This window comes from Halobacterium zhouii, assembly GCF_021249405.1.
GTDB lineage: Archaea > Halobacteriota > Halobacteria > Halobacteriales > Halobacteriaceae > Halobacterium > Halobacterium zhouii.
In genome coordinates, this window is the sequence record NZ_CP089593.1 from 619,569 (window position 1) to 642,126 (window position 22,558).

At 67.4% G+C, this 22,558-nt stretch carries 24 protein-coding genes; 10 read left to right on the forward strand and 14 right to left on the reverse strand.

Annotation, left to right across the window (positions count from 1 at the left end):
• Window positions 1–24: 24 nt before the first annotated feature.
• A complete protein-coding gene (locus LT970_RS03130; protein WP_232687513.1) occupies window positions 25–267 on the reverse strand; it encodes a MarR family transcriptional regulator in 243 nt (80 codons plus the stop codon).
• A gap of 119 nt (window positions 268–386) precedes the next feature.
• On the opposite strand from LT970_RS03130, the gene pan1 reads away from it, so the two are divergent.
• A complete protein-coding gene (gene pan1 / locus LT970_RS03135; RefSeq protein ID WP_232687514.1) occupies window positions 387–1,601 on the forward strand; it encodes a proteasome-activating nucleotidase Pan1 in 1,215 nt (404 codons plus the stop codon).
• Between the two features lie 186 nt (window positions 1,602–1,787).
• On the opposite strand, the gene LT970_RS03140 is transcribed toward pan1, so the two are convergent.
• Together LT970_RS03140 and LT970_RS03145 are read right to left on the reverse strand one after the other, a co-directional pair.
• On the reverse strand, window positions 1,788–1,925 hold the full coding sequence (locus LT970_RS03140; RefSeq protein ID WP_232687515.1) for a hypothetical protein: 138 nt from the start codon (window positions 1,923–1,925) through the stop codon (window positions 1,788–1,790).
• 136 nt (window positions 1,926–2,061) lie between these two features.
• A complete protein-coding gene (locus LT970_RS03145; RefSeq protein WP_232687516.1) occupies window positions 2,062–2,256 on the reverse strand; it encodes a DUF5800 family protein in 195 nt (64 codons plus the stop codon).
• 281 nt (window positions 2,257–2,537) lie between these two features.
• On the opposite strand from LT970_RS03145, the gene LT970_RS03150 reads away from it, so the two are divergent.
• On the forward strand, window positions 2,538–3,383 hold the full coding sequence (locus LT970_RS03150) for a polymer-forming cytoskeletal protein (protein WP_232687517.1): 846 nt from the start codon (window positions 2,538–2,540) through the stop codon (window positions 3,381–3,383).
• A 74-nt stretch (window positions 3,384–3,457) separates the two neighbouring features.
• Here LT970_RS03150 and LT970_RS03155 read toward each other — a convergent pair whose 3' ends face one another.
• On the reverse strand, window positions 3,458–4,522 hold the full coding sequence (locus LT970_RS03155) for a CNNM domain-containing protein (protein ID WP_232687518.1): 1,065 nt from the start codon (window positions 4,520–4,522) through the stop codon (window positions 3,458–3,460).
• Between the two features lie 102 nt (window positions 4,523–4,624).
• On the opposite strand from LT970_RS03155, the gene LT970_RS03160 reads away from it, so the two are divergent.
• Entirely contained in the window at window positions 4,625–5,806 is a 1,182-nt protein-coding gene (locus LT970_RS03160) for a redox-regulated ATPase YchF (protein WP_232687519.1), read from the forward strand.
• A 98-nt stretch (window positions 5,807–5,904) separates the two neighbouring features.
• Here LT970_RS03160 and LT970_RS03165 read toward each other — a convergent pair whose 3' ends face one another.
• From LT970_RS03165 to LT970_RS03185, 5 genes are all read right to left on the reverse strand, one after another.
• Window positions 5,905–6,693 (reverse strand): class I SAM-dependent methyltransferase, encoded by a 789-nt coding sequence (locus LT970_RS03165; protein ID WP_232687520.1) that lies wholly within the window; start codon window positions 6,691–6,693, stop codon window positions 5,905–5,907.
• A 93-nt stretch (window positions 6,694–6,786) separates the two neighbouring features.
• A complete protein-coding gene (locus tag LT970_RS03170; RefSeq protein WP_232687521.1) occupies window positions 6,787–7,638 on the reverse strand; it encodes a UbiA family prenyltransferase in 852 nt (283 codons plus the stop codon).
• A gap of 110 nt (window positions 7,639–7,748) precedes the next feature.
• On the reverse strand, window positions 7,749–8,870 hold the full coding sequence (locus LT970_RS03175) for a pyridoxal phosphate-dependent aminotransferase (RefSeq protein ID WP_232687522.1): 1,122 nt from the start codon (window positions 8,868–8,870) through the stop codon (window positions 7,749–7,751).
• A 62-nt stretch (window positions 8,871–8,932) separates the two neighbouring features.
• A complete protein-coding gene (locus LT970_RS03180; RefSeq protein WP_232687523.1) occupies window positions 8,933–9,268 on the reverse strand; it encodes a DsrE family protein in 336 nt (111 codons plus the stop codon).
• A 257-nt stretch (window positions 9,269–9,525) separates the two neighbouring features.
• Window positions 9,526–10,272 (reverse strand): proteasome assembly chaperone family protein, encoded by a 747-nt coding sequence (locus tag LT970_RS03185; RefSeq protein WP_232687524.1) that lies wholly within the window; start codon window positions 10,270–10,272, stop codon window positions 9,526–9,528.
• Between the two features lie 93 nt (window positions 10,273–10,365).
• Between LT970_RS03185 and LT970_RS03190 the strand changes: the two genes are divergently transcribed.
• Together LT970_RS03190 and LT970_RS03195 are read left to right on the forward strand one after the other, a co-directional pair.
• Window positions 10,366–11,277: an RsmB/NOP family class I SAM-dependent RNA methyltransferase gene (locus LT970_RS03190; RefSeq protein WP_232687525.1), complete on the forward strand. Its 912-nt coding sequence runs from the start codon at window positions 10,366–10,368 to the stop codon at window positions 11,275–11,277.
• A complete protein-coding gene (locus LT970_RS03195; protein ID WP_232687526.1) occupies window positions 11,274–11,777 on the forward strand; it encodes a DUF7122 family protein in 504 nt (167 codons plus the stop codon). Before LT970_RS03190 ends, LT970_RS03195 begins: the two co-directional genes overlap by 4 nt.
• A 65-nt stretch (window positions 11,778–11,842) precedes the next feature.
• Here LT970_RS03195 and LT970_RS03200 read toward each other — a convergent pair whose 3' ends face one another.
• From LT970_RS03200 to LT970_RS03210, 3 genes are read right to left on the reverse strand one after another with little or no spacing between them, the layout of a single operon-like run.
• Window positions 11,843–12,223, reverse strand: a complete 381-nt coding sequence (locus tag LT970_RS03200) for a hypothetical protein (RefSeq protein ID WP_232687527.1) — start codon at window positions 12,221–12,223, stop codon at window positions 11,843–11,845.
• Entirely contained in the window at window positions 12,220–12,846 is a 627-nt protein-coding gene (locus LT970_RS03205; protein WP_232687528.1) for a SatD family protein, read from the reverse strand. The genes LT970_RS03200 and LT970_RS03205 overlap by 4 nt, the downstream gene beginning before the upstream one ends.
• A 60-nt stretch (window positions 12,847–12,906) precedes the next feature.
• A complete protein-coding gene (locus tag LT970_RS03210; protein WP_232687529.1) occupies window positions 12,907–14,424 on the reverse strand; it encodes a DUF790 family protein in 1,518 nt (505 codons plus the stop codon).
• 517 nt (window positions 14,425–14,941) lie between these two features.
• Between LT970_RS03210 and LT970_RS03215 the strand changes: the two genes are divergently transcribed.
• The gene (locus LT970_RS03215; protein WP_232687530.1) at window positions 14,942–15,289 is read left to right on the forward strand and encodes a hypothetical protein; all 348 of its coding nucleotides are present in this window, start codon (window positions 14,942–14,944) and stop codon (window positions 15,287–15,289) included.
• 82 nt (window positions 15,290–15,371) lie between these two features.
• Here the strand turns inward: LT970_RS03215 and LT970_RS03220 are convergent, their stop codons facing one another.
• Both LT970_RS03220 and LT970_RS03225 read right to left on the reverse strand, forming a co-directional pair.
• On the reverse strand, window positions 15,372–16,706 hold the full coding sequence (locus LT970_RS03220; RefSeq protein ID WP_232688672.1) for a DEAD/DEAH box helicase: 1,335 nt from the start codon (window positions 16,704–16,706) through the stop codon (window positions 15,372–15,374).
• A 252-nt stretch (window positions 16,707–16,958) separates the two neighbouring features.
• Complete coding sequence (locus tag LT970_RS03225) at window positions 16,959–17,141, reverse strand: glycine zipper domain-containing protein (RefSeq protein WP_232687531.1); 183 nt, start codon at window positions 17,139–17,141, stop codon at window positions 16,959–16,961.
• Between the two features lie 194 nt (window positions 17,142–17,335).
• Between LT970_RS03225 and LT970_RS03230 the strand changes: the two genes are divergently transcribed.
• From LT970_RS03230 to LT970_RS03245, 4 genes are all read left to right on the forward strand, one after another.
• Window positions 17,336–18,016: a nucleotide exchange factor GrpE gene (locus LT970_RS03230; protein ID WP_232687532.1), complete on the forward strand. Its 681-nt coding sequence runs from the start codon at window positions 17,336–17,338 to the stop codon at window positions 18,014–18,016.
• 200 nt (window positions 18,017–18,216) lie between these two features.
• Window positions 18,217–20,160, forward strand: a complete 1,944-nt coding sequence (gene dnaK / locus LT970_RS03235) for a molecular chaperone DnaK (RefSeq protein WP_232687533.1) — start codon at window positions 18,217–18,219, stop codon at window positions 20,158–20,160.
• Window positions 20,161–20,251: 91 nt separating this feature from the next.
• Window positions 20,252–21,427, forward strand: a complete 1,176-nt coding sequence (dnaJ, locus tag LT970_RS03240; RefSeq protein WP_232687534.1) for a molecular chaperone DnaJ — start codon at window positions 20,252–20,254, stop codon at window positions 21,425–21,427.
• Window positions 21,428–21,825: 398 nt separating this feature from the next.
• Window positions 21,826–22,509, forward strand: coding sequence for an acyl-CoA synthetase family protein (locus LT970_RS03245; RefSeq protein ID WP_232687535.1), 684 nt, complete (start codon window positions 21,826–21,828; stop codon window positions 22,507–22,509).
• The last annotated feature ends 49 nt before the right edge of the window (window positions 22,510–22,558 follow it).

Sequence of the window (22,558 nt, forward strand, 5' to 3'; positions counted from 1 at the left end):
CCGGGAGCGGCGCGAGGATTCGGCTCAGGAGAGCGTGTAGAGACGCTTTCGCGCGTCGGTGAACGAGAACCGGGATTCGACGACGTCCTGTTCTTCGAGGCGCGTGAGTGCGTAGCGAACGGTCCGTGAGGGGAGCAGCGTTTCCTCCGCGAGCTCGCTCTGCGTGAGGGTCTCGTTGTACTCCAGTACCTTCGCGACGAGTTTCGCGCTCGGCGGCAGGTCCCGCAGCGCTTCGACCGTCTCACCTTCGATGGCAGTCGCGCTCATACTCCCCGATTACGATGCGAGAAGATAATTGTTGTGGTGTAGATTATTCTTGTCGGTAATCCCGGGGCGGTCTTCGACCACCCGAAGCCTCTTATGAAGCAGCGCCTTACCGATGCCTGATGACCGAGACCGCCGACGACGTCGAGCTACCCTACGAGGATAGCGCCTCACAGCAGGAGAAAATCGAGGCGCTAGAGGACCGGCTCTCCTCGCTCGAGGACGAAAACGAGGAGATGCGCGACCGGCTGCTCGACGCGAACGCGGAGAACAACAAGTACCAGCAGAAACTCGAACGACTCTCTCACGAGAACAAGAAACTCAAGCAGTCGCCGCTGTTCGTCGCGACGGTTCAGGAACTCAACGACGAGGGCGCCATCATCAAGCAACACGGGAACAACCAGGAGGCGCTCACGGAGGTCACCGACGAACTCCGCGAGGACCTGGAAGCGGGCGCTCGCGTCGCCGTCAACAATTCGCTTTCTATCGTGCGCCGCCTCGACGACGAGGCCGACGTGCGCGCTCGCGTGATGGAGGTCGAACACTCCCCGGACGTCGGCTACGAGGACGTCGGCGGCCTCGACGACCAGTTGCGGGAGGTCCGCGAGACGGTCGAACTCCCGATGAAGGACCCCGAGCTGTTCGACACCGTCGGCATCGACCCACCCAGCGGCGTGCTCCTCCACGGCCCGCCGGGCACCGGGAAGACGCTCATGGCGAAGGCGGTCGCGAACCAGACCGACGCGACGTTCATCAAGATGGCGGGCAGCGAACTCGTCCACAAGTTCATCGGCGAGGGCGCGAAACTCGTCCGCGACCTCTTCCAGGTCGCTCGCGACCACGAACCCGCGGTCGTCTTCATCGACGAGATCGACGCCATCGCCTCGAAGCGCACGGACTCGAAGACGTCGGGTGACGCGGAGGTCCAGCGCACGATGATGCAGTTGCTCTCGGAGATGGACGGCTTCGACGAGCGCGGCGAGGTGCGCATCATCGCCGCCACCAACCGCTTCGACATGCTCGACCGCGCGATCCTGCGCCCGGGCCGGTTCGACCGCCTCATCGAGGTGCCGAACCCGGACGTGACGGGCCGCGAGAAGATCTTCCGCATCCACACCCGCTCGATGAACGTCGCCGACGACGTGGACTACGGCGAACTCGCCGCGGAGTCCGCGGACCTCTCTGGCGCGGACGTGAAGGCCATCTGCACCGAGGCAGGCATGTTCGCCATCCGCGACGACCGCACGGAGATCACGATGGACGACTTCCGCGCCGCGAGGGAGAAACTCGAGCAGGACACGGAGACCAGCGACGACACCCCGCGGGCGTTCGCCTGACGGCGGCGCACAGTCCCGGAACTGTCGGCTCTCGGCTGCATTCTCCCCGTTTCGGCAGCGTTCTCGTATTTAATTCTGACCCAGACGTGACTGCCAAGTCGGTCCGGTGAGATGTCGGCTCGATTCGGCGAGCTATGGTATTGATTCGGCGAGAAACGTCGACGGTGCGGTTGGAACGCGGGCGGCTCAGAGGAAGCGGAACAGGCCGAACGGCACGACGAACAGCAGGACGAACATCGCCACCAGGACGAGCGCGTAACTCACGAACGTGCCGAAGGCCGTCGTCCACGCGGGGTGGCTGAAGTCGCCGGATGCCACATTCATACAGAGACATTACTGGCCCGGCACGTAAGCCTTGTCATCGACCCGTCATCAACGGGCGCCTGCGGTCCGTTTCCGGCCGTTCTCGGACGAGGCGTCTGTTTCGGCTGTTCTCGAACGAGGTTTCCCCTCGACGGTGTCAGATGATGTCGCCGATGCGTTTTGGCTCCCCCGACAGCGCGGGGTTCTTCTCGACGAGTTTGAGCACCTCGTGGTCGGTGACGTCGTGGTACGTCTTCCCCGTCGCGTCCTCGATGAGTTCCCGCTCCATCCGGAACTCCGTCCCCTCGTACACCACGTCGACGCCGTCGTCCTCGAACGAGAGCGTAGTCATGCTCTCTCGTATCTCGCGCACGGCCAAAAACCCGCCGTCTGGCGGGCGTTCGGCGGGCGGTCGAGAGGCCGTCGGTCGGGAGTATTCGGCGGACGGTCGAAGGGCCGTCAATCGAGGGTGTTCGGTGCGGCGTTCATCACTCCGCGAGCGCGATGCTCGGCGTTCCGACGGTGTGGCGTTTCGTCGGCTCTCCATTCTGTCGACGCGCCGCTTCGTCGAGCGTCTGACCCGCGGCGTGCATTCTCGCGGGGTTTATTGCCGTGGGGTGTTTCCACCGGCGTGTGCTCGGCGCGAACCCAATCGACGAACTCGTCGTCCCCGACGGCACGACCGTCGAGGAACACGACGTGGTGACCGACGGCGACGTGCTCGTCGGCGGACAGTCCACCATCGAACTCGGGGTTCGCGGAACCAACGTCGTCGCCGGGGAGCGCGTCTCCTTCGGCGGCGCTATCGAAGCGGAGGGCGACTGCCGACTCGACATGTGGAGCGACGTCGACGGTAACGTGCTCGCCGGCGAGGACGCCTATCTCGGAGAGCGCGTCCACATCCAGGGCCGCCTAGTCGTCGGCGGCGACCTCGACATCGGCGACGACGTCGACATCGAGGAGGGGTTCGAGGCCTCCGGATGGATCGTCATCCGGAACCCGATGCCCACCATCACCTTCTTCGTCGTCTACCTCTCGCACCTGCTGCGCATCGGCGAGGAGGAAGAAGCCCAGTCGCTCGTCGACGAACTCACTGCCGGTGGCGAGTTCGACCCGCTGATGATTCCCCGGTCGGGCCACGTCTCAGACGACGCGTGGCGCGTCTCGACGCCCGCGACCATCGGGGACGACTGCCGACTCCACGGCAACATCCGCGCGACGGCCATCGACGTCGGTGAAGACGACAACCTGTTCGGGAGTCTTCGCGCACAGGAGGACATCACTGTCGGCTCGGGGACGAAGATCCACGGCGACGTCACCACCCGGAACGGCGACGTGACGGTCGCCGCGGACGCCCTCGTGCTCGGCGACGTCTCCGGGAAGAACGTCGAGATTCACCCGGACGCCGAGGTCGATGGCGTCATCCGCGCTCGCGGCGAGATGCGCCTCGGCAGCAAGCCCGAACGAGAAGCGGAGTAGATTCTACGGACGGTCGGCGACACTCAGCGGTGGGCCAGTCGATGACGAACGGTGACAGATACGTCTAGTTCACGTCAGGTTTCGTGTTCGGCGTCGAGCGGGTCCTCCATCTCACCCATCACCTCCTCGAAGGCGTCCGTGCCAGTGAGGAGACCGACGACGTTCCCCTCGCTGACCACCAGCGCGAGTTCCTGGCGTTCGGCCTGGAACTGGTCGATGGCGTCGCTGACGGAGGTTTCCGGAGAGAGCGTCATCGGCGGTGCCGCTATCTCCTCGAAGGCCACGTCGCCCGAGCGCAGTTCGTCCATGCGGTTGACGAACGCTGGCACGTAGACGATTCCCCGAAAGTCATCCGCGTTCTCGCCGACGAGCGGGTAGCGAGTGTGCGGGAACTCCACCATCTTGTCGATGTTCTCCTCGGTGGACAGGTGAGTCGAGAGGTAGACGATGTCGTCAGAATCGACCATCACCTGCTCGACGGTCGTCGTGCCGGCGTCAAGGGCGCTTACGACTTCGGTGAGTCGCTCGTCGCTGAGTTCGCCGCGTTCGAGCACGTCCTCCACGCGGTTACGGAGCTGTGCTCGCGACTCGATGACGTCTTCCTCGGTCTCCAGCCACGCCCCCGTCATCTCGATGCCGAACAGCCCCAGCGTCCACTTCGCCACGGTGTCGCCGAGCGTGATGAGCGGCGAGATGGCGTAGTGGAACCAGTACAGCGTCGACGCGCCGTACCGTGAGACCATCCGGGAGCGCTCGACGCCGAGATACGTCGGGGTCTGCTCGCCGTGCGTGAGGTGCACGAGGTTGATGATGAGGAACGCGATGAGCGCGCCGGCGCCGATGGACGCGAGCGCGGTGTTCGCGAAGAACGGCTCGAAGATAGCCGCGAGCGCGGGTTCCGCGACGATACCGACGGCGATACTGGACGCCGTGATACCGACCTGGCACGTCGTCAGATAGATTTCGAGGTTCTGCGTCATCTCCCACGCACGCTCCAGTGCGGGGTCGCCGCCGACGAACTCGTCCTCGGTGAACTGTCGCGCCCTCGTGAGCGCGAACTCGATGGCGACGAAGAAGCCGTTCGTCAGGATGAGGGCGATTCCAGCCAGCAGGCGAACGACAATCTCCACTGTATTCATTAGGTCACCGTTTCGTCAGCAGTCGCAAATCCTTTTTGGGAGCGGAACGCCCGAGCGGTCACAACCGAAATCCCTTCTTCAGGCGTCCCAGTAGATAGGGGTATGCTCTCTATCGCGCTCGCCGGGAAGCCGAACGCGGGCAAGTCGACGTTCTACACGGCGGCGACGAACTCGGAGGTGGACGTGGCGAACTATCCGTTCACCACCATCGACGCGAACCGGGGCGTCACGCACGTTCGCACGGAGTGCCCGTGCCTCGAACTCGATTCGCGCTGCGGGAACGACAACTGCCGGGACGGGAAACGCTACGTCCCCGTCGAACTGCTCGACGTCGCCGGTCTGGTGCCTGGCGCACACGAGGGGCGCGGCCTCGGCAATCAGTTCCTCGACGAACTCACGAACGCCGACGTCATCGTGAACGTCGTGGACGCCTCCGGCGCGACGAACGAGGAGGGTGAACCCGTCGAGGTCGGGGAACACGACCCCATAGAGGACGTCGACTTCGTTGAGGAGGAGATGGACCTCTGGCTGGCGGGCATCGTCGAGGACAACTGGGAGTCAGTCGAGCGCCAGTCGCGCTCGCCGGGGTTCGACATCGAGGAGGCGGTCACCGACCTGATGACGGGGTTCGGCGCCTCGGAGTACGACGTCGCGGGCGTGCTGCGGAACATCGAGTATCCGGAGGACCCCGTGCAGTGGACCGACGACGACCGCGAGGCGTTGGCCCGGGGCGTCCGGGAGCGCACGAAACCCATCGTTGTGGTGGCGAACAAGATCGACGTCGCGCCCGAGGAGAACGTCGAGCGGCTGCTCGAACTCGACAAGCCCGTGATTCCGGCGACGGCGCAGGGCGAACTCGCGCTCCGCCGTGGCGCGGACGCCGGCTTCGTCGACTACGACCCGGGCGACGAGGACTTCGACGTCGTCGAGGAGGTGAGCGACGACCAGCGTCGCGTGCTCACAGACCTCCAGGAGACGATGGCCGAGTACGGCGGTACGGGCGTCCAGCAGGCCCTCGATTACGCGGTGTACGACCTGCTCGATATGGTGACCGCGTACCCCGTGCAGGACGCCTCGAAGTGGACGGATGGCACGGGGAACGTGCTCCCGGACGCGTTCCTCCTGGCGCGCGGGTCGACGCCTGTCGACCTGGCGTACGCCGTCCACTCGGACATCGGCGACGGCTACCTCCACGCGGTGAACGCGAAGACCAGCCGCGAAATCGGCGAAGGGTACGAACTCGAGGAGGGCGACACGGTGAAGATCGTCTCGACGGCGAAGTAGCGACGCTCGCGAGACGAACAATCCTCCAGAATTCTCCTCGTCGAGACGCCCGACGAACACGCCGGCGTCCCTACTGCGCGACGAATACGCTGACGTCTCTACCGCGCGACGAACACGCCGACGTCCATGGCAACGTCGAAGCCGTCGTCCCCGATACGCTCGCGGAACGCGGTCTCCATCTCGCGCCCGTCCTCGTCGTCGAAGCCGGGGAGCGAGAGCGCGTACGCGACGAGCGGCGCGGCCGAGGTGACCGACAGCGAGTTCTCGAAGCGCCGCAGGTCTACGTCGCCGAACTGCGCGCGCAACTGGTCGGTGCCGTTCTCCAGGGAGAACCCGTTCTCGTGGGGGACGGAACCGAACCCGGAGAGCACGTCGTGGAGTTCCGCGAGATGTGACTCGCCGGTGGTCGCGGCGTACAGTGTGCCGTCCGGCTTCAGGACGCGGCGGACCTCCGCAATCGCGCGCTCGCGGCCCTCCGCGTCGAGGTGTTGGAGGACGTGGTTGGCGGTGATTACGTCGAAGGAGTCGTTGGGGTAGGGGATGTCGCGGGCGTCCACCACGTCGAAGTTGAACTCCCGCTGGCACTCCTCTAAGGTCTCCATGGCGTCCATCACCATCCCCTGGAAGGCGTCGGTCACGGTGACGTCCCAGCCGTCGGGGATGCGCTCGCAGTTGGCCGCCCAGAGCACGCCGTGGCCCGCGCCCAGCGAGAGCACGTCCGCGTCCGCGGGGAGGGCCGGCTGGTCGGACTCCATCTGGTCGAACAGCCACTCACGGCGGGACCGCTCGGCGGTCGAGAAGCGGGCGAACAGCACCTGCCGGGCGGCGAGATTCGAGGCGTCCGCGTACTGCGCGGCGAGCGCGCCGTCGTCCTGCCAGTCAGCCATACCTGGACGTGGGGTCGCGCCGCCTTGAGGGCACCGTCTAGCGCTCCCGAGACGCGGTCGCGCGACTGACCCGTTCGGCGGTGAACACACGTTTCAGGCGAGGGGTCGGAACCAGGCGGCGGCGACGAGGACGGCGAGGAAGACGTAGCAGCCTCGGACGAGCAGCATCGTCGCGAGCGCGGGGTCGGCGCGCGCGGCAAACGACGCGACGACAGCGAACGCGGCGACGGCGGCGACGGAACTCGGCGGGAAGACGGCGAGCGCGGCGAACGCGACGACGCCGACCATCGCGGCGGCCATGAGTCCGAACGCGAGCCGGCGCGCGGCGGGCCGACCGATGGCGACGGCGGCGGTTCGCTTGCCGATGGATCGGTCGTAGTCGAAGTCCGTCGCGTCGTCGATGACTTTCACGCCGGAGAGCAAGACGAGCAGGACGGCGGCGAACGCGACCGGGCGCACGGCGAGCGCGCTCGTCTGTGCGTAGTAGCCGCCGAGGAGCGCGAGCGAGATGCCGAGCGGGTAGCCGGTGGTGGTGGTGACTGGGTTGGTGTCCAGTTGGGGGGCGTGGTGGTACGCGATGAGCCACGTCGGGACGGTGATTGCGGCGGCGCCGAGGCCGACGAACCACCAGAGAGCGACAGTGCAGGCGAAGAAGCCGGCGGTGGCGGCGGCGATCGCGGCGCGGCACCCGGACTCGGTGAGGGGATGGTCGTCGTCCTCGCCGCGGACGTGGAAGTCGACGTAGCCGTCCTTGACGTGGGCGGTGTAGACGGCGAGGAAGACGGCTGCGAGGTGGATGCCGGCGAGCGGGAGCGCGAACTCCCGGGCAAGCACTGCGCCGAACGCCGAGGCGGCCAGCGGCGGCAGCATGAACACGGGGTGTATCTGCGAGGCGAGCGCGGCGAGGTCGCTCTGCAGTCCGCTCCCGTGCCGCGCGACGTGCATGTGTGTCCCAAGGATAGACGACCGCATAACTGTCAGGGCCGAAAACAGTCTGGTGGGCGACAGAGCGACGACCAGTCGGTTACGATGGCCGCGAGGCGAACGCCGACCTGCTACCGGACCGCGCGCGTTGCCTCCCGCATCACGTCCAGCGCGGCCCGGAGATCCTCGACGTCCGTCGCGTACGAGATGCGCGCGTACCCCTCGCCGTGGCTGCCGAACGCCTCGCCCGGCACCACGACGACGCCCCGGTCGATGACCTCCTCGACCCAGCCCTCGGGGACCTCCGGCATCGCGTAGAATGCGCCCCGGGGTTCGGGCACGCTCAAGCCCATGTCGCGCAGGCCATCGAGCAGGACGTCGCGGCGCTCCTCGAAGGACGCGGTCATCTCACCGACGACGTCCTGTGGGCCGGTGAGCGCGGCCTCCGCGGCGTACTGGGCGGGCGCACTGGCGCACGCCTGCACGTACTGGTGGACGCGGAGCATCCGTTCCACCCGGCGCTCGCTCGCGGCCACCCAGCCGAGTCGCCATCCGGTCATGGAGTACGTCTTCGAGCACGCGTTCACCACGACGACGTTGTCCGTCTCAGCGAACTCCATGGGGGAGCGGTGCTCGCCCTCGAAGACGATGTGCTCGTACACTTCGTCGGAGATGCAGAGCACGTCGTGTTCGTCCGCGATGCGCGCGAACTCCCGCATATCCTCGGGGGACTGCACCGCACCCGTCGGGTTCGAGGGGCTGTTCACGATGAACGCTGCGGTGTCCTCGGTGACGTGCTCCTCGACGGTCGCGGGGTCGAGCGTGAGGTCCTCGCGGAGCGGCAGGCCGACGGGCGTGCCACTGGCGATGCGCGTCAGCGCGTCGTAGGAGACGAACCCCGGGTCCGGAATCAGTACTTCCTCGCCGGGGTCGACGTGGGCCTCGAGCGCGAGGTGGAGCGCCTCGCTCCCGCCCGCCGTGGCGATGACGCCGTTCGGGGAGACGTCGAGGTCGTTGTCGCGCGCGTGCTTCTCGACGATGGCGTCCACGAGTTCGGGCGTCCCGCGGTTGGACGTGTAGCCGTCCGCCTTTCCGGCCTCGATGGCGTCGATGGCGGCCTGGCGCGCGTGCTCCGGCGTGGGGAAGTCGGGTTGGCCGAGGCCGAGGTTGATGGCGTCCTCGCCCGCCGCCTCGAATACTTCCCGAATGCCGCTGATGGAGACCTGCTCGACTCGCTCCGAGAACTCCGTCATGCAACAGAGGGGAACGCGGTCCCTGATAACTCTTGGCGAACATCACCGTGTTCGCACGTCGATCAATCCTTCACGTAGGCGTACCCGTCGGACTGGAGGCGGGTGAGCGCGCCGACGCCCGCCGGCACCGTCTCGACGCCCTCGAGCAGGTCGTCCTCGGAGGCGTCGCGGCTAGCGAGCGAGTTCGCGCACGCCAGAAACTCGACGCCCTCGCCCTCCGCCAACTCCCGGACGCGTTCGGGGTGTCTGGACTCCTCGGTGAGCGTGTAGACGCCGTGGGCGTTCGCTACGACGGCCACCGCGTCGACGTCCACGGAGTCGTCGTCGAGGAGGTTCTCGACGTTCGACAGGACGGCGTCGGCTTCCTCGCGTCGCGCGTGATGGAACACGGTCTGCATACCGTGACCGACGACGCCCACGTCGAAAAAACGAGGTTACCAGATGGGTGGAGTGGCGGTAGCGGGGCGGGATGCGGAGTGCGGAGGCGGAGTGCGGAGGCGGAAGCAGAGGCGGAGTGCGAAAGCGGAAAGCAACCAGCATTCGCGCGGCGAAGCCGCGCGATTCACTCGCACGAACGTAGTGAGTGCGAGGAAGTTTTTAGCGTAGCTTTTTGCGAGGCGGGTGCGCGAAGCGCACCCGCCGAAGTAAAAAGGTACTATTGGAACATCCGCATGGGTGTGGCTTGCGTGCTCTCGTCTTCGTCGGCGTTCTGCATGCGCTGGGCGAACTGTTCTTTCTGGTCGCGGATTTCTTCGGCGTGTTCGACGAGGTCGTCGGTGGGGATGTCGACGCCCGTGATGGGGGCGATTGCGTTGTCGACGAGTTGTTTGGCGGCGGCGGGGTCGGGGAACTGGGGGTCGGATTCGACGACGAGGCCGAGGGCGTCGAGGGATTCGGCTTCGGCGCGGTTGACGAGCGCGCCGGTGGGGCCGCCGACGACACCGCGTTCTGGGGGCGAGTCGATGCCGTGGTCGTCGAGGGTGCGGGCGGCGTCGCCGGTGGCGATGCCGAAGACGTCGGGGACGTTCGCGGGGTTGTCGTCCTCGCGGGGGAGGCCGCTGAGGTAGAGCGGGGTGGCGGTGTTGTCCCGGAGCCACTCGGTGAGGCTGTCGGCGAAGTCGGCGCTGGCGGTCCGGGAGACGGGGACGTCGCTCTGGAGTGCGAGCAGGTCGCGTTCTTCGTCGGCGTAGATGCGCACCGGCGGGAGGACGCCGCGTTCGTCGGCGTCGTAGATGGCGACCTGGGGGATGCCGTCGCAGTCGATGGCGGCGACGCGTTGCATGTCGAACGTCTCGACGAGGTGGTCGGTGGCGATCTTGCCGACGAGGCCGACGCCTGGGAGGCCTTCGACGAGCGTTGGGGAGTCGAGGTCGAGGTCCGTCGTGACCCTCACGTTTGCCATGCGAAAACGCACGAAAGGAGACTGCATAAAACCGAGGGCGGGGGATGATCCAGAGCGGAAGCCACAAGCGCGCTCCCCCGCTACCGGGAGGCAATGGACGCGCTGTCGCGGTACGAACCGATAATCGACGACTTCGAGGCGTTCCTCGACGCCTGCGAACGCCCGCTCCCGACGACGGTGCGCGTGAATCCGTTGAAGGCGACGCCGGAGCGAGCCGTCGAGGCCATGGAGGCCGAGGGCGTTGCGGTGGAGCGACGGGAGTGGCACCTGGGCGTGCTCGAGGTCGACACTGACAAACCGGGGAACACGTGGCCGTACGTACACGGCTGGGTGACCGGCCAGGAGGAGGTGTCGGCGGTGCCGCCCGCAGTGCTCGACCCTGAGCCCGGCGAAGTGGTGTGGGACGCGTGCGCCGCGCCGGGGAGCAAGACGACGCAACTCGCCGCGGAGGTCGAGGACCGGGGGCTGGTCGTGGCGAACGACGACAATCTCGGTCGGCTGTCGGCGCTGCGCGGGAACTGCGACCGTCTCGGCGTGACGTCGGCGGCGGTGACCAACGAGGACGCGCGCCGGTTCACGTTCGACGCGTTCCCCGGGGTCGAGGCGTTCGACAGCGCGCTCGTGGACGCGCCCTGCACCTGCGAGGGGACGCTGCGGAAGAACGCGGACGCCCTGGAGGGCGCGAGCCCGGGGGCGAGCCGGAACCTCGCGGCGCTCCAGACGGACATCCTTCAACGGGCGGTCCGACTCACGCGTGAGGGCGGCGCGGTGGTTTACTCGACGTGCACGTTCGCGCCAGAGGAGAACGAGGCTGTGGTCGACGCCGTACTCGACGCGGGCGACTGCCGTCTGGTCGAGTTCGACGCGGGCCTGGCGTCCTCGCCGGGTATCACGGAGTGGGACGGCAAGTCCTACGACGAGAGCCTGGCGAAGACGCGACGGTACTACCCCCACCAGAACGACACGGGCGGGTTCTTCGCCGCGAAACTGGAGGTCACAGGATGAAAGAGAACGTCAGTTACCAGTTCTCTCGGCTCCCCGAGACGGACGCCGACCGCGAGGTCGAGGGCCGCCCGACGCGCGAGGCGGTCGTGGACTGGTGGGTCGACCGATTCGGCGTCCCCGAGGACACCTTCGACGGCTACACGCTCTGGGAGAAGGGCAAAGGGAAGGTGTGGGCGCTCCCGTACGACCTCGGGGGCCCGGTGCCCGTGGAGGCGCTCGGCCTGAAACTCCTGCGTACGCGCCAGGAGCACTGGAAGCCGACGACCGACGCCGTCCAGCGATTCGGAAGGGCCGCGACGAAGAACGTCCTCGAACTCGACGAGGCTCGCGCAAAGCGGTTCCTCGCCGGTGAGACCCAGGAACTCGAGTGGGACGGCGACTGGGGCTACCTCGCCGTCGCCCACGAACTCGCGGGCGGCGTCGAACCCATCGGCGTCGGCCTGTTCACGCACGGTGAACTCACGTCGATGGTGCCCAAGGGCCACCAGCGCGACCTCTGAGGGTCTGGGTCAGTCGTCGAACGGTCAGACTGTCGCCAGCGCGACAGTCACCGCGACGTAATCGGTCAGACTGTCGCCAGCGCGACAGTCACCGCAACGCCGACGAGCACGGAGTACGTGAGGTTCACGAGCGTCCCGGCGAGGTAGAACAGCGTGTTCTTCTCGATGTCGTCCCTCCGAACGATGCCCTTCGCGGCGAACACGACGGCGAGCGCCGTGTACGCGCCGGCGAGCACGAACGTGAGCGTGAGCACGTTCTCGCACTTCCCGACGAGCACGCCGACGTCCCTGTCGCGCTCGCTCAGTGGGGTCTCGCCGTCCTCGTCGGAGGGGACGAAGTCGAGGGCGCGCGTGACGACGACGCCGCTGGTGGCGAGCAGGACCGCGTAGCTGCCGACGGCGAGGGCGAGGTTGCTGACCGTTGCGTCGAACGGGAGCGCTGTCATACTGCCTCGAACGTGGAGCGCAGGCGCTCTTCAATCTCCCGGACGGCCGGCCACGACGCGCGGGAGAGCGCTTGGGAGACGGCCGGTTGGGAGACGCCGAGGTTTTCGGCGACGGCGTCCTGCGATTCCGTCTCGCGGTACGCGCGGACGACGTCCCGCTGGCGGTCGGTCCAGCGACGTTTCAGGAGGAACAGGAGGTTCACCTCGTCCGCGAGTGTCGCGTCGAGTGGCGCGCGCTCGAAGTCGAAGGCGACGCGGAGCGTCGACGCGTCGAGGTCCGAGAGGAGTTCGTCGGCGCGGTGGAACGCGGGACCGTCCATCCGCGAGACGTTTCCAGTCCCGACGCCGACATCCACACCGCCGGCGGCTACTGCGACGCGGAGTTCCTGCGGGTGGAGGCGCTCGCGGAGGCCGTCGAGCACGTCGTACAGCGGTGCCGGGTCGGTCAGTACGCCGCCGACCTCGTCGACGCCTTTCAGTGGTTCGAGCGGTGCAAGGAACGCGTCGGCGTGCTGGTCGCTGACCGTGGCGCACGCGTCTGTGAGCGTCGCGCCGAAGTCGCCCCGCTCGTCGATGTCCCGTGAGGCGACGACGTCGCCCAGGAGGACGTAGTGGGTCGGCACGTCCCGACGAACGATACGATAACTCTTGAAGGTTATGATAGGGAGAATAATGGGGGGTGATTATACATCGCGGAGCGTCCCGCCGTCGAGCCCTTCCCACTCGACGCGGTAGCCGAGCCGAGAGAGAACCGCGCTCGCGTCGTCGAGTCCGTGGTTGTCGAGGGCAGACTCGACTGCCGAGAGCGACATTCCGGCCTCGATGTCCTCGGCAACGTCGTCGAGAACACCGGGACGAACGAGCGTCCGGCCCACGACGTCGTGCTCGGGGAACGCCTTGTCCTCGATCGCGGCCTCGCTGACGCCGTGCTCGGCCGCGAGGTCTGCGAGCGACACGACGTCCGCCTCCGGGACGAGTTCGTCGGGGACGTCTGCGGCGTTCTCGGCCACGAGGTCCGCCTCCAGGTCGCGGAGCGCGTGGACCACGTCCTTCGGGCGCACCGACCCCGAGTACTCCACGACCCGGTGGTCACGGGCCGAGATGTCCTCGCCAACCCCGAGGTCGGCGTCGACGGCGACGAGCAGTCGCTCGTCGGTCTGGTCGAGCTGGTCGAGTTTCTTCTCGACGTACTCTGGCGTCCAGAACCCCATAATCTCGAAGTAGACGCGAGCGGTCCCGCCCGAGGAGTTCGAGCCCGCTGGCCGGTACTCGAACGCGAAGTCCGGGACCATCAGGCGGTCGCCCGCCGCGAGCACGTCGGGTTCGCGAACGAGGTCCCAGTTCAGGCCGAGTGCCTCGAACCGAGCGGCGAACTTCCGCTCCACGCCGCTGTCGAAGTTCGCCTCCGCGACGGGTTCGGTGTCTGGGACGTCGAAGTCGCCGGCGGCGAGTTCCAGCGAGCGTTCGGTACCGCGGTCGTCGACGGTCGCTTCGAGACGCCAGTCGTCGGTGCGGGCGGCCGCACGGAGGACGCGAGCGAACCGCGTGCCGTACCGCCGGGTGTTCCGGAACAGGGCGTCCGGTCCGGTGAGCACGACTTCTCGTCCAGCGTCGACCGGCACCACTTCGTAGAGGAGGCCGAGTCGCTTCACGGCGGCGACGAGCGAGCGCGGGTCGGCCGAGCGAACGCGAACCTCCGTCGCGTCGAACAGCGCGGTCTGGGCGAGCGAGAGGTTGTACTGCGCGACGAGTTCCTCGGGCGTCCAGCGCGCGTCCACGCCGACGAGCACCTCGCGGCGCTCTCGGTCGGCGTACAGCGACGCCGCGAGTTCGTCGGCGGTGACGTCGCCGGGAAACCGGTCTGCGGCCGCATCGAGCGCTCGCTCGCGCTCCTCGCCGTCGACGACGCCGACGTCCTCGGCGGCGTTGAAGGCCGCACGGCGCGCGCTCCCCGGGTCGACGGCGGCCTCGACCTCGAATGTCGCGTCGCGCTCCACGAGGTGGGCGAACCCCCGCGCGAGTTTGAAGTCCGCCGCGTCGGCCTCGACGTCCTCGAGCGCGTCCCGGAGCGCCGAACGCGCCTCCCCGACGTGGCCCTGAAAGGTGCCGAGTACGCGCGCCGCGAGCGCGACGTCGTCCGTGAACTGCGGGTGGTAGCCGCCGCCCGCGCGGGACACCCGGAGGAGGTCCTTCGTCAGCACGCGCGTTCGTAGGGAGCGAGCGGGCAAAAGGCGTGGTGATTAGCAGAGGTAATGATATTGAAGGCTCTGGCAGACTCAGGCTAGGGTCATTTCATTCCCACCCAGAAAGCCCCGGCGGGCTCGCGCCCGCTCAGCGTTAACGAGACGCCGAGGGCGTCTCGTTCGCACATCAGAAACGCTCCGCGTTTCTGAGGACGACATACCCGCTCGCTGCGCTCGCGGATAGGGGTCGCTGAGACGGACTCAGGTTTCGCCCGCGAGCCCGCCGCCCCTTTCAGCCCCACCGTGTGCCGGTTCCCCAGCCGGTAGGGTGGGGCTGAAAGGGGCGGGCGTCTCGGGGAAGGCCGGCGACACAAGGACCGCAACGAACGCAGTGAGTGAGGACCGCAGCGAGCCGCCCGACCCGAGACGCCCGGGGCTTTCCGAGTGTCAACAGGCTCCTCCGCAACAAAAACGGACTCTACTCGCCCACAGAAGGATACAGAAGATACTTGCCCTCGAAGGGAAACCCGGAACCATGCACCGGCGGACGCTGCTGCGGGGGTTGACGGCGGCAGGGAGCACGCTCGCGGTCGCCGGGTGTCTCCGGCGAGGCTACGAGGAGGACGCGCTCCGCATCCAGAACACGGCCATCGAGGAGACCGACGACGGCTATCTCTCGCTCGCCGTCACCGTCTCGAACATCGCCGACCGCGCGGTGTCGGGGACGCTGTACGTGAACAGTAGCATGCAGGAGACGCCGCGAACGAGAGTCCGGAAGGTGACCATCGACGCGTACACGACAACGACGGTGCGCGTCACGTACGACGTGAAGTTCGAGGACGTCACGAACTTCCAGCCGACCACCGACCTGGTCGAGGAGTAACTCCTTCTGCACGCTGTGATTTCGCCTCTACGCCATGGTCCCGCCTGTCAGCCGTGATCCAGCGACGGCATTCCCGCGCTCGTCACCGGCGTCGAGCGGCGACTCGTTCCTCCGCGGTGTCCTCGCTGACGAGTTCGTACAGCAACGCGCGCGTTCCGCCCTCCTTCGGGCGGAGGACGCGGCCCAGGCGCTGGGTGAACTCGCGCTCGCTGCCGCTGCCCGCAAACACCACGGCGACGTTCGCGTCGGGCACGTCCACGCCCTCGTCGAGGACGTTCGCGGTGACCACCCGCGAGTACGTTCCGTCGCGGAAGCGCTCGATAATCTCGCGGCGCTCCGCAGCGCCCGTCTCGTGAGTGACCGCGGGCAGGAGGAAGCGCTCCGAGAGGCGATAGACGAGGTCCGTCGAGGCCGTGAACACGATGACGCGGTCGTCCCGATGGCGGTCCAGAATCTCCGCGAGTTCCTCGGATTTGGCGTCGCTCTCGCGGACGATTCGGCGGGCGCGCTGTTTGGCGAGTAGCGCTCGGCGGGCCTCTGGGTCGGTGCCCGAGCGCTTCACGAGTTTCTGGTAGTCGCTGCCCGAGCGGAACCGGATGTTGGACTGCTGGAGGTACTCCGTGAACGTGCCCTGGGCGTCCTCGTAGCGCTCGCGTTCGTCGTCGGTGAGCGGGACGGAGACTCGCTTGACGTCGTACTCCGCGAGATGCTCGCCCGCCAGGTCGTCGGCCGAGAGCCGGTAGACGACGTCGCCGACGAGGTCCGCGACCACCTCGTGGGCGTCGTCCGGGCGCTCGAACGTCGCGGTGAGGCCGAGGCGCGCGGGCGCGGCGAACAACCGAGCGATGTCGCGATAGCCCTCGCCGCCGAGGTGGTGGACCTCGTCGAAGACCACCAGCGAGAAGCGGTCTCCGAGGTCGTCCGCACGGAGGTACGCCGAGTCGTAGGTTGCGACCGAGATGGGTTCGACGCGCTGTTCGCCGCCGCCCAACTGCCCGATCTCGGCGTCGAACTCGGTTTCGAGTTCCGCGCGCCACTGCTCCAGGAGGTCGATAGTGGGCACGACGACGAGCGCGCTCTCGCCCACCGCCTCGATGGCCTTCAGGCCGATGACCGTCTTCCCGGACCCGGTCGGCAGTTCGAGAACCCCCCAGCGACTGCGTCGCTGCGAGCCCCCGGTCGTGTCACTCCCGGGAACTCCCCGGCGGTTGTTCGCGTCCCACGCGTCGAGTGCCTCGCGCTGGTAGTCCCGAAGCTCGTAGTCAGATTCGACGTCAAGCGTGTCCGAGCGGAGGACATCGTCCTCGTACGGGATGCGCTCGCTGTCGAGGTACGAAAGCAGGTCGGCGTACTGGTGGGCTGGCGCGCGCCCAGTGTCCGTACGCTCGTCGTACTCGACGCTGGGAAGAGTGGCCAGTTCGTCAGTTGGTCGGCCGGAGTCGTCGTTGTCGCCGTCGCTCTCACTCCGCTCGCGCGACGAGCTGTTGCGAATCGAAGATTCGCCACATCCCGAAGATCTTCGATCTTCGGAGACCCCGCTCGTTCCACTTGCGGGGACGCCGTCGCTCTCGACCCGGAGCGTCCCGTCCTCGAACGACAGACGGACCGTCACGTCCGCCCGTAGGAACCGGCGCGTAATCAGTCGTCTGCCTGCGCTCGACGAGAACCGCTACGAGGGGTCGGGGTTCCACTCGTCGGCGAACACGCTCGCCGCCACGCCGAGGGTCAGCCCGACGCCGAGCGCTATCGGAAGCCAGTACGCGAGCGCACCGTTGACCGCGCCGAGCACTGCTCCAAGCGAGACACCGCAGCCGAATCCGAGTGCGAGCCCCCCACTAGTGAGTTCGTACATGCGGTTGTGACTTCACCCCACGATAGTAGATTTTTCGCCATCTGAACGACGGGTTGAATTTTCCGACTGGTGACGCATCTTCAGGGTCGACTGCTCAGAACGATGGCCCCGAACGTCGAGTGATCGGTCCTGGTTCGATGGGGTCGACGCGCCGTCCCGAAATCTGTAAAGCCGAGCGGACGCTCTCCTCGAACATGAGCGAGGACGCAGAGCCGACCGCTGAGTCGAACGTCGCGGACGGCGAGGAGACCGAAGCGGCGGCGGAGTCGGACCAGACTGCGGAGGAATCGACGGCTACGGAGGCGACAGACGACGACCCGTCGCTTTCGGCCCGCGTGCGAGAGGTGGACGACGAACTGGCCGACGAGGTGGCCGACCTCGAGGCCCGGGTCGAGGAACTGGAGGGTGAACTCGACGAGCGCGAGGCGGAACTCGCTGAGGCCCGAGCGGACGTCGAGGACCTCACCGAGCGCCTACAGACGAAGCAGGCCGACTTCCAGAACTACAAACAGCGCGCGAAGCAACGCCAGGAGGACATCCGAGAGCGCGCCACCGAGGACCTCGTGGAGCGCTTGCTCGACGTTCGGGACAACCTCGGGCGCGCGCTTGAGGACGATTCTGACGACGTCGAGAGCCTGCGCGAAGGCGTGAAGCTCACCCGCAAGGAGTTCGACCGCGTGCTGGACGCCGAGGGGGTCGACGAGATCTCCCCGGAGCCAGGCGAGGACGTGGACGCCCAGCGCCACGAGGTGATGATGCGCGTCGAGAGCGACCAGCCAGCGGGCACCGTGGCGTCTGTGTACCGCCCGGGGTACGAGATGGGTGGGAAGGTGTTGCAGGCGGCTCAGGTGACGGTCAGCGAGGACGGCGAGTGAGGTGGGGAGACGACGGTGGTCGAGCGCCACCGTCGAACTCCCGAGAACCGAGAGCCGGCTGTCCATCGGTTCATCATAAATCCGCCGACTACCCCGGACTCGGACGCCGGAAAACGCGTCACTGAGGCGCGATACCGAAACGTGGCACTCGGTACCACTAGCAAGGTTTAAAGGGAAAACGCGGCTTAGCATGGGGCAAGATGGCGAGCGAGAAGATTCTCGGAATCGACCTTGGCACCACGAACAGCGCGTTCGCAGTGATGGAGGGTGGCGACCCCGAAATCATCGTGAACGGAGAGGGCGACCGAACCACGCCGTCCGTCGTCGCGTTCGACGACGGCGAGCGACTCATCGGGAAACCCGCGAAGAACCAGGCCGTCCAGAACCCGGACGAGACCGTCGCGTCCATCAAGCGCCACATGGGCGAGGAGGACTACACGGTCGAACTCGACGGCGAGGAGTACACGCCCGAGCAGATATCGGCGATGATCCTCCAGAAGATCAAGCGCGACGCCGAAGAGTACCTCGGTCAGGACGTCGAGAAGGCCGTCATCACCGTCCCCGCGTACTTCAACGACCGCCAGCGTCAGGCCACCAAAGACGCCGGCGAAATCGCGGGCTTCGAGGTCGAACGCATCGTCAACGAACCCACCGCCGCGTCGATGGCGTACGGCCTTGACGAGGACCAGGACCAGACAGTTCTCGTCTACGACCTCGGCGGCGGAACCTTCGACGTCTCCATCCTCGACCTCGGTGCGGGCGTCTACGAGGTCGTCGCCACGAACGGCGACAACGACCTCGGCGGCGACGACTGGGACGAGGCGCTCATCGACCACCTCGCTGACGAGTTCGAGAACGAACACGGCATCGACCTGCGCGAGGACCGCCAGGCCCTCCAGCGGCTGAAGGACGCCGCCGAGGAGGCCAAGATCGAACTCTCCAGTCGGAAGGAGACGACGGTCAACCTCCCGTTCGTCACGGCGACGGACTCCGGCCCCGTCCACCTCGAGCAGGACGTCACGCGCGCCACATTCGAGAACCTCACCGAGGGCCTCATCGAGCGCACCGTCGGCCCGACGGAGCAAGCACTCGAGGACGCCGGCCTCTCGAAGGGCGACGTCGACGAGGTGCTCCTCGTCGGCGGGTCCACGCGGATGCCCCAGGTCCAGGAGCAGGTCGAGGAACTCGTCGGCCAGGAACCCAAGAAGAACGTCAACCCCGACGAGGCCGTCGGCCTCGGCGCGGCCGTCCAGGGCGGCGTGCTCTCCGGCGAAGTCGACGACATCGTGCTCGTCGACGTCACCCCGCTCAGCCTCGGCATCGAGGTGAAGGGCGGCCTCTTCGAGCGCCTCATCGAGAAGAACACCTCCATCCCGACCACCGCCTCGAAGGTGTTCACCACGGCCGCGGACAACCAGACGAGCGTGCAGGTCCGCGTGTTCCAGGGCGAGCGCGAAATCGCCGACGAGAACGAGTTCCTGGGTGACTTCCACCTCTCGGGCATCCCGCCGTCCCCCGCGGGCGTTCCCGAAATCGAGGTGTCCTTCGAAATCGACGCCGACGGCATCGTCAACGTCGAGGCCGAGGACCAGGGCTCGGGCAACGCCGAGTCCATCACCATCGAGGGTGGCGCCGGCCTCTCGGACGACGAGATCGAGCAGATGCAGGACGAAGCCGAACAGCACGCCGAGGAGGACGAGGAACGCCGCGAGCGCATCGAAGCGCGCAACGAGGCCGAATCCTCCATCCAGCGCGCGGAGAATCTCCTCGAGGAGAACGAGGAGATGGTCGACGACGACCTCGAGAGCGACGTCCGCAGCGAGATCGAGGACGTCCAGGAGGTCCTCGACGACGAAGACGCGGACGCGGACGAACTCGAAGCCGCGACCGAGAGCCTGAGCAAGACGCTTCAGGAGATCGGGAAGCAGGCCTACCAGCAACAGGCCCAGCAGGCCGGCGCTGGCGGTGCGGGCGGCGCTGGTCCGGGCGGCATGGGCGGCGCCGGCCCGGGCGGCATGGGCGGTGCCGGTCCCGGCGCAGGCGAGGGCGGCGACGGCGAGGACTTCGTCGACGCCGACTTCGAAGACGTTGACGAACAGGAATCGACGGACGGCGACGACGGCGCGAACGACGACCAGAACTGAGGCGACGACCCGGGTCGCGTCGTCCGACTGGTCGACGACGCCCGCAAGCGGTCTTTTCAAGTGTCTCAACGGGATACGTACCAGGTAACGAATGAGCGAGGACTTCTACGACGCACTCGGGGTTTCACGGGACGCCAGCGAGGAGGAGATAACGGAGGCGTACCGGGAGAAGGTCTCCGAGTACCACCCCGACGTCAGCGACGAACCGAACGCCGAGGAGAAGTTCAAACAGATACAGAAGGCCAAGGACGTCCTCACGGACGACCAGAAGCGCCAGCAGTACGACCAGCTCGGCCACGAGCGCTACGAACAGGCGGAGAAACGCGGCGCTACGGGCGACAACGGCGGCGCCGGTGGCATGGGCGGTGCTGGCGGCATGGGCGGAGGCAACCCGTTCGGCGGCGCCGGCGGCGCTGGCGGCATGGGTGACATCTTCGAGCAGTTCTTCGGTGGCGGCGCCGGTGGCGGCCGTGGCCGGCAGGGTCCCCAGGCCGGCCGTGACCTCCGCACCCGACTCACCATCGACCTGCAGGACGCCCACGACGGCGTCGAGAAACAGGTCACGGTGCGCCGCCCGGAGCGCTGTCCCGACTGCGACGGCGCCGGCCACCCCCCGGACGCCGACTCCCGAACCTGCCCGGACTGCGACGGCCAGGGACAGGTAACCCAGGTCCGCCAGACCCCGCTCGGCCGGGTTCAGCAGACCCAGGAGTGTTCGCGCTGCGGCGGCGACGGCGAACTCCACTCGGAGACGTGCTCGACGTGCAGCGGACAGGGCCAGATTAGTCAGCAGGCCACGCTCACCGTCGACGTCCCCGCCGGCATCCGCTCCGGACAGACCCTCCGCATGGAGCGCGAGGGCGCGCCCGGCGACAGCGGCGCCCCGAACGGCGACCTCCTCATCGAAGTCGACGTCGACGACCACCCCGACTTCGAGCGCGACGGCGATGACCTCCACCACCGCCACGCGGTCTCCTTCCCACAGGCCGTCTTCGGCGCGGACATCGAAGTTCCGACGCTCGACGGCGCGTCCGCGTTCGACCTGGAGGCCGGAACGCAGAGCGGCGAGACGTTCCGCCTCAGGGGAAAGGGGATGCCGCGGCTCCGACGTCGCGGCCACGGTGACCTCTACGTCACCGTTCAGGTCGTCACCCCTGACTCCCTCAACGACGAACAGCGCGAAGCCCTCGAGCAGTTCGCCGAAGCCGGCGGCGAAGAAGTCGACGTCGAACAGGGCTTCTTCGAGAAGCTCAAGAACAGCTTCTGAAGGCGCTTTTGCGCTGCGCGCACCTTCGGTGCGCTCGGCAAAAGCGACACCAAAAGCACTCCTCCTTCAGTCCGCTTCGCGTCCTTCAGTCGTCGGCCAGCGCGCTCCGCGCGCTGTGAATCACGGCGCTCAGGCTCTTCGAGCCGTTCGCGCCGCGAACGCTAGCGGCTACCGGATGGTTCGACTGCCGATACCTGCCGGCTGCGTACATTCAAATAGGAGGCCGGGACCAACTCGCCCCGTGATCTGACGACTGGCGCGGGGCGCCAGGCGCGGTCGATGACCGGGAAACCGCGAGCGCCGCCCTCGGTAGCACGGCACGCCGTCCCGCGAGCGAGAGTGCCGTCTGTCAGCCCTAACCCGGAAGGCGTTTGGCGGCGCCGGACTGACGCCCGAGCATGGAGACGCTCGCGGACGTCGTGACGGCTCTGGACGACCCCGAGCAGCCCGTACTTCGTGTGAGTCGGGTGTACGATGCCCGGGAGGTCCGGTCGCGAGCGTACAAGACCGGGAACGCGCTCCGCCACCGCGGCGTTCGAGCCGGTTCGACTGTCGCGGTTGTCGACGACCGAAGCGAAAATCCGCTGTTCTGCCTGCTCGGAGCGGCGCTACTCGGCGCGCGCGTTCGATTTGACCCAGCGGAATCGGCCGAGGCGCGCGTGCTCGCCGGGCCGACCGGAGACCTCGGTGAGTACGACCTGCCGACTGGTGGACAGCGAGTCGGCTGGGGTGCCCCTCCCGATAACCCGTCGTGGATGCACTTCGAACGCGACGTCTGGAGCGAGAATCCGGCGTTCCCGGAGCCGACGGTCTCGGCGGGCGACGGTCTACTGCCGGACGTGACGCACGGCGACGCGCTCGCGGCGGCCAGGTCGACCGCGGACCGCCTCGACGAGGACGACGTCGTCGCGCTCCGCGCCCCGCTCTCGACCTCCGGCACGGTCGTCGCTGGCGTCGTCGCACCGCTGCTCGCAGGCGCGTCGATACTGTTCCCGGAGAGCGACGACGTCGGAACAGTCGCCGTTTCGGAAGGAGGCGCCCCGGAGGCTCGCGTCGTCGACCCGACCGAAACCACCCTGTAAGAGACTGCGAATCATTCTCTCGGAACCACTAAACCACGGCACCGCAATG

Coding starts and splice junctions, on each gene's coding strand:
- LT970_RS03130 (WP_232687513.1), bottom strand. CDS start 267: ATGAGCGCGACTGCCATCGAAGGTGAGACGGTCGAAGCGCTGCGGGAC.
- pan1 (WP_232687514.1), top strand. CDS start 387: ATGACCGAGACCGCCGACGACGTCGAGCTACCCTACGAGGATAGCGCC.
- LT970_RS03140 (WP_232687515.1), bottom strand. CDS start 1,925: ATGAATGTGGCATCCGGCGACTTCAGCCACCCCGCGTGGACGACGGCC.
- LT970_RS03145 (WP_232687516.1), bottom strand. CDS start 2,256: ATGACTACGCTCTCGTTCGAGGACGACGGCGTCGACGTGGTGTACGAG.
- LT970_RS03155 (WP_232687518.1), bottom strand. CDS start 4,522: ATGAATACAGTGGAGATTGTCGTTCGCCTGCTGGCTGGAATCGCCCTC.
- LT970_RS03160 (WP_232687519.1), top strand. CDS start 4,625: ATGCTCTCTATCGCGCTCGCCGGGAAGCCGAACGCGGGCAAGTCGACG.
- LT970_RS03165 (WP_232687520.1), bottom strand. CDS start 6,693: ATGGCTGACTGGCAGGACGACGGCGCGCTCGCCGCGCAGTACGCGGAC.
- LT970_RS03170 (WP_232687521.1), bottom strand. CDS start 7,638: ATGCACGTCGCGCGGCACGGGAGCGGACTGCAGAGCGACCTCGCCGCG.
- LT970_RS03175 (WP_232687522.1), bottom strand. CDS start 8,870: ATGACGGAGTTCTCGGAGCGAGTCGAGCAGGTCTCCATCAGCGGCATT.
- LT970_RS03180 (WP_232687523.1), bottom strand. CDS start 9,268: ATGCAGACCGTGTTCCATCACGCGCGACGCGAGGAAGCCGACGCCGTC.
- LT970_RS03185 (WP_232687524.1), bottom strand. CDS start 10,272: ATGGCAAACGTGAGGGTCACGACGGACCTCGACCTCGACTCCCCAACG.
- LT970_RS03190 (WP_232687525.1), top strand. CDS start 10,366: ATGGACGCGCTGTCGCGGTACGAACCGATAATCGACGACTTCGAGGCG.
- LT970_RS03195 (WP_232687526.1), top strand. CDS start 11,274: ATGAAAGAGAACGTCAGTTACCAGTTCTCTCGGCTCCCCGAGACGGAC.
- LT970_RS03200 (WP_232687527.1), bottom strand. CDS start 12,223: ATGACAGCGCTCCCGTTCGACGCAACGGTCAGCAACCTCGCCCTCGCC.
- LT970_RS03215 (WP_232687530.1), top strand. CDS start 14,942: ATGCACCGGCGGACGCTGCTGCGGGGGTTGACGGCGGCAGGGAGCACG.
- LT970_RS03225 (WP_232687531.1), bottom strand. CDS start 17,141: ATGTACGAACTCACTAGTGGGGGGCTCGCACTCGGATTCGGCTGCGGT.
- LT970_RS03230 (WP_232687532.1), top strand. CDS start 17,336: ATGAGCGAGGACGCAGAGCCGACCGCTGAGTCGAACGTCGCGGACGGC.
- dnaK (WP_232687533.1), top strand. CDS start 18,217: ATGGCGAGCGAGAAGATTCTCGGAATCGACCTTGGCACCACGAACAGC.
- dnaJ (WP_232687534.1), top strand. CDS start 20,252: ATGAGCGAGGACTTCTACGACGCACTCGGGGTTTCACGGGACGCCAGC.
- LT970_RS03245 (WP_232687535.1), top strand. CDS start 21,826: ATGGAGACGCTCGCGGACGTCGTGACGGCTCTGGACGACCCCGAGCAG.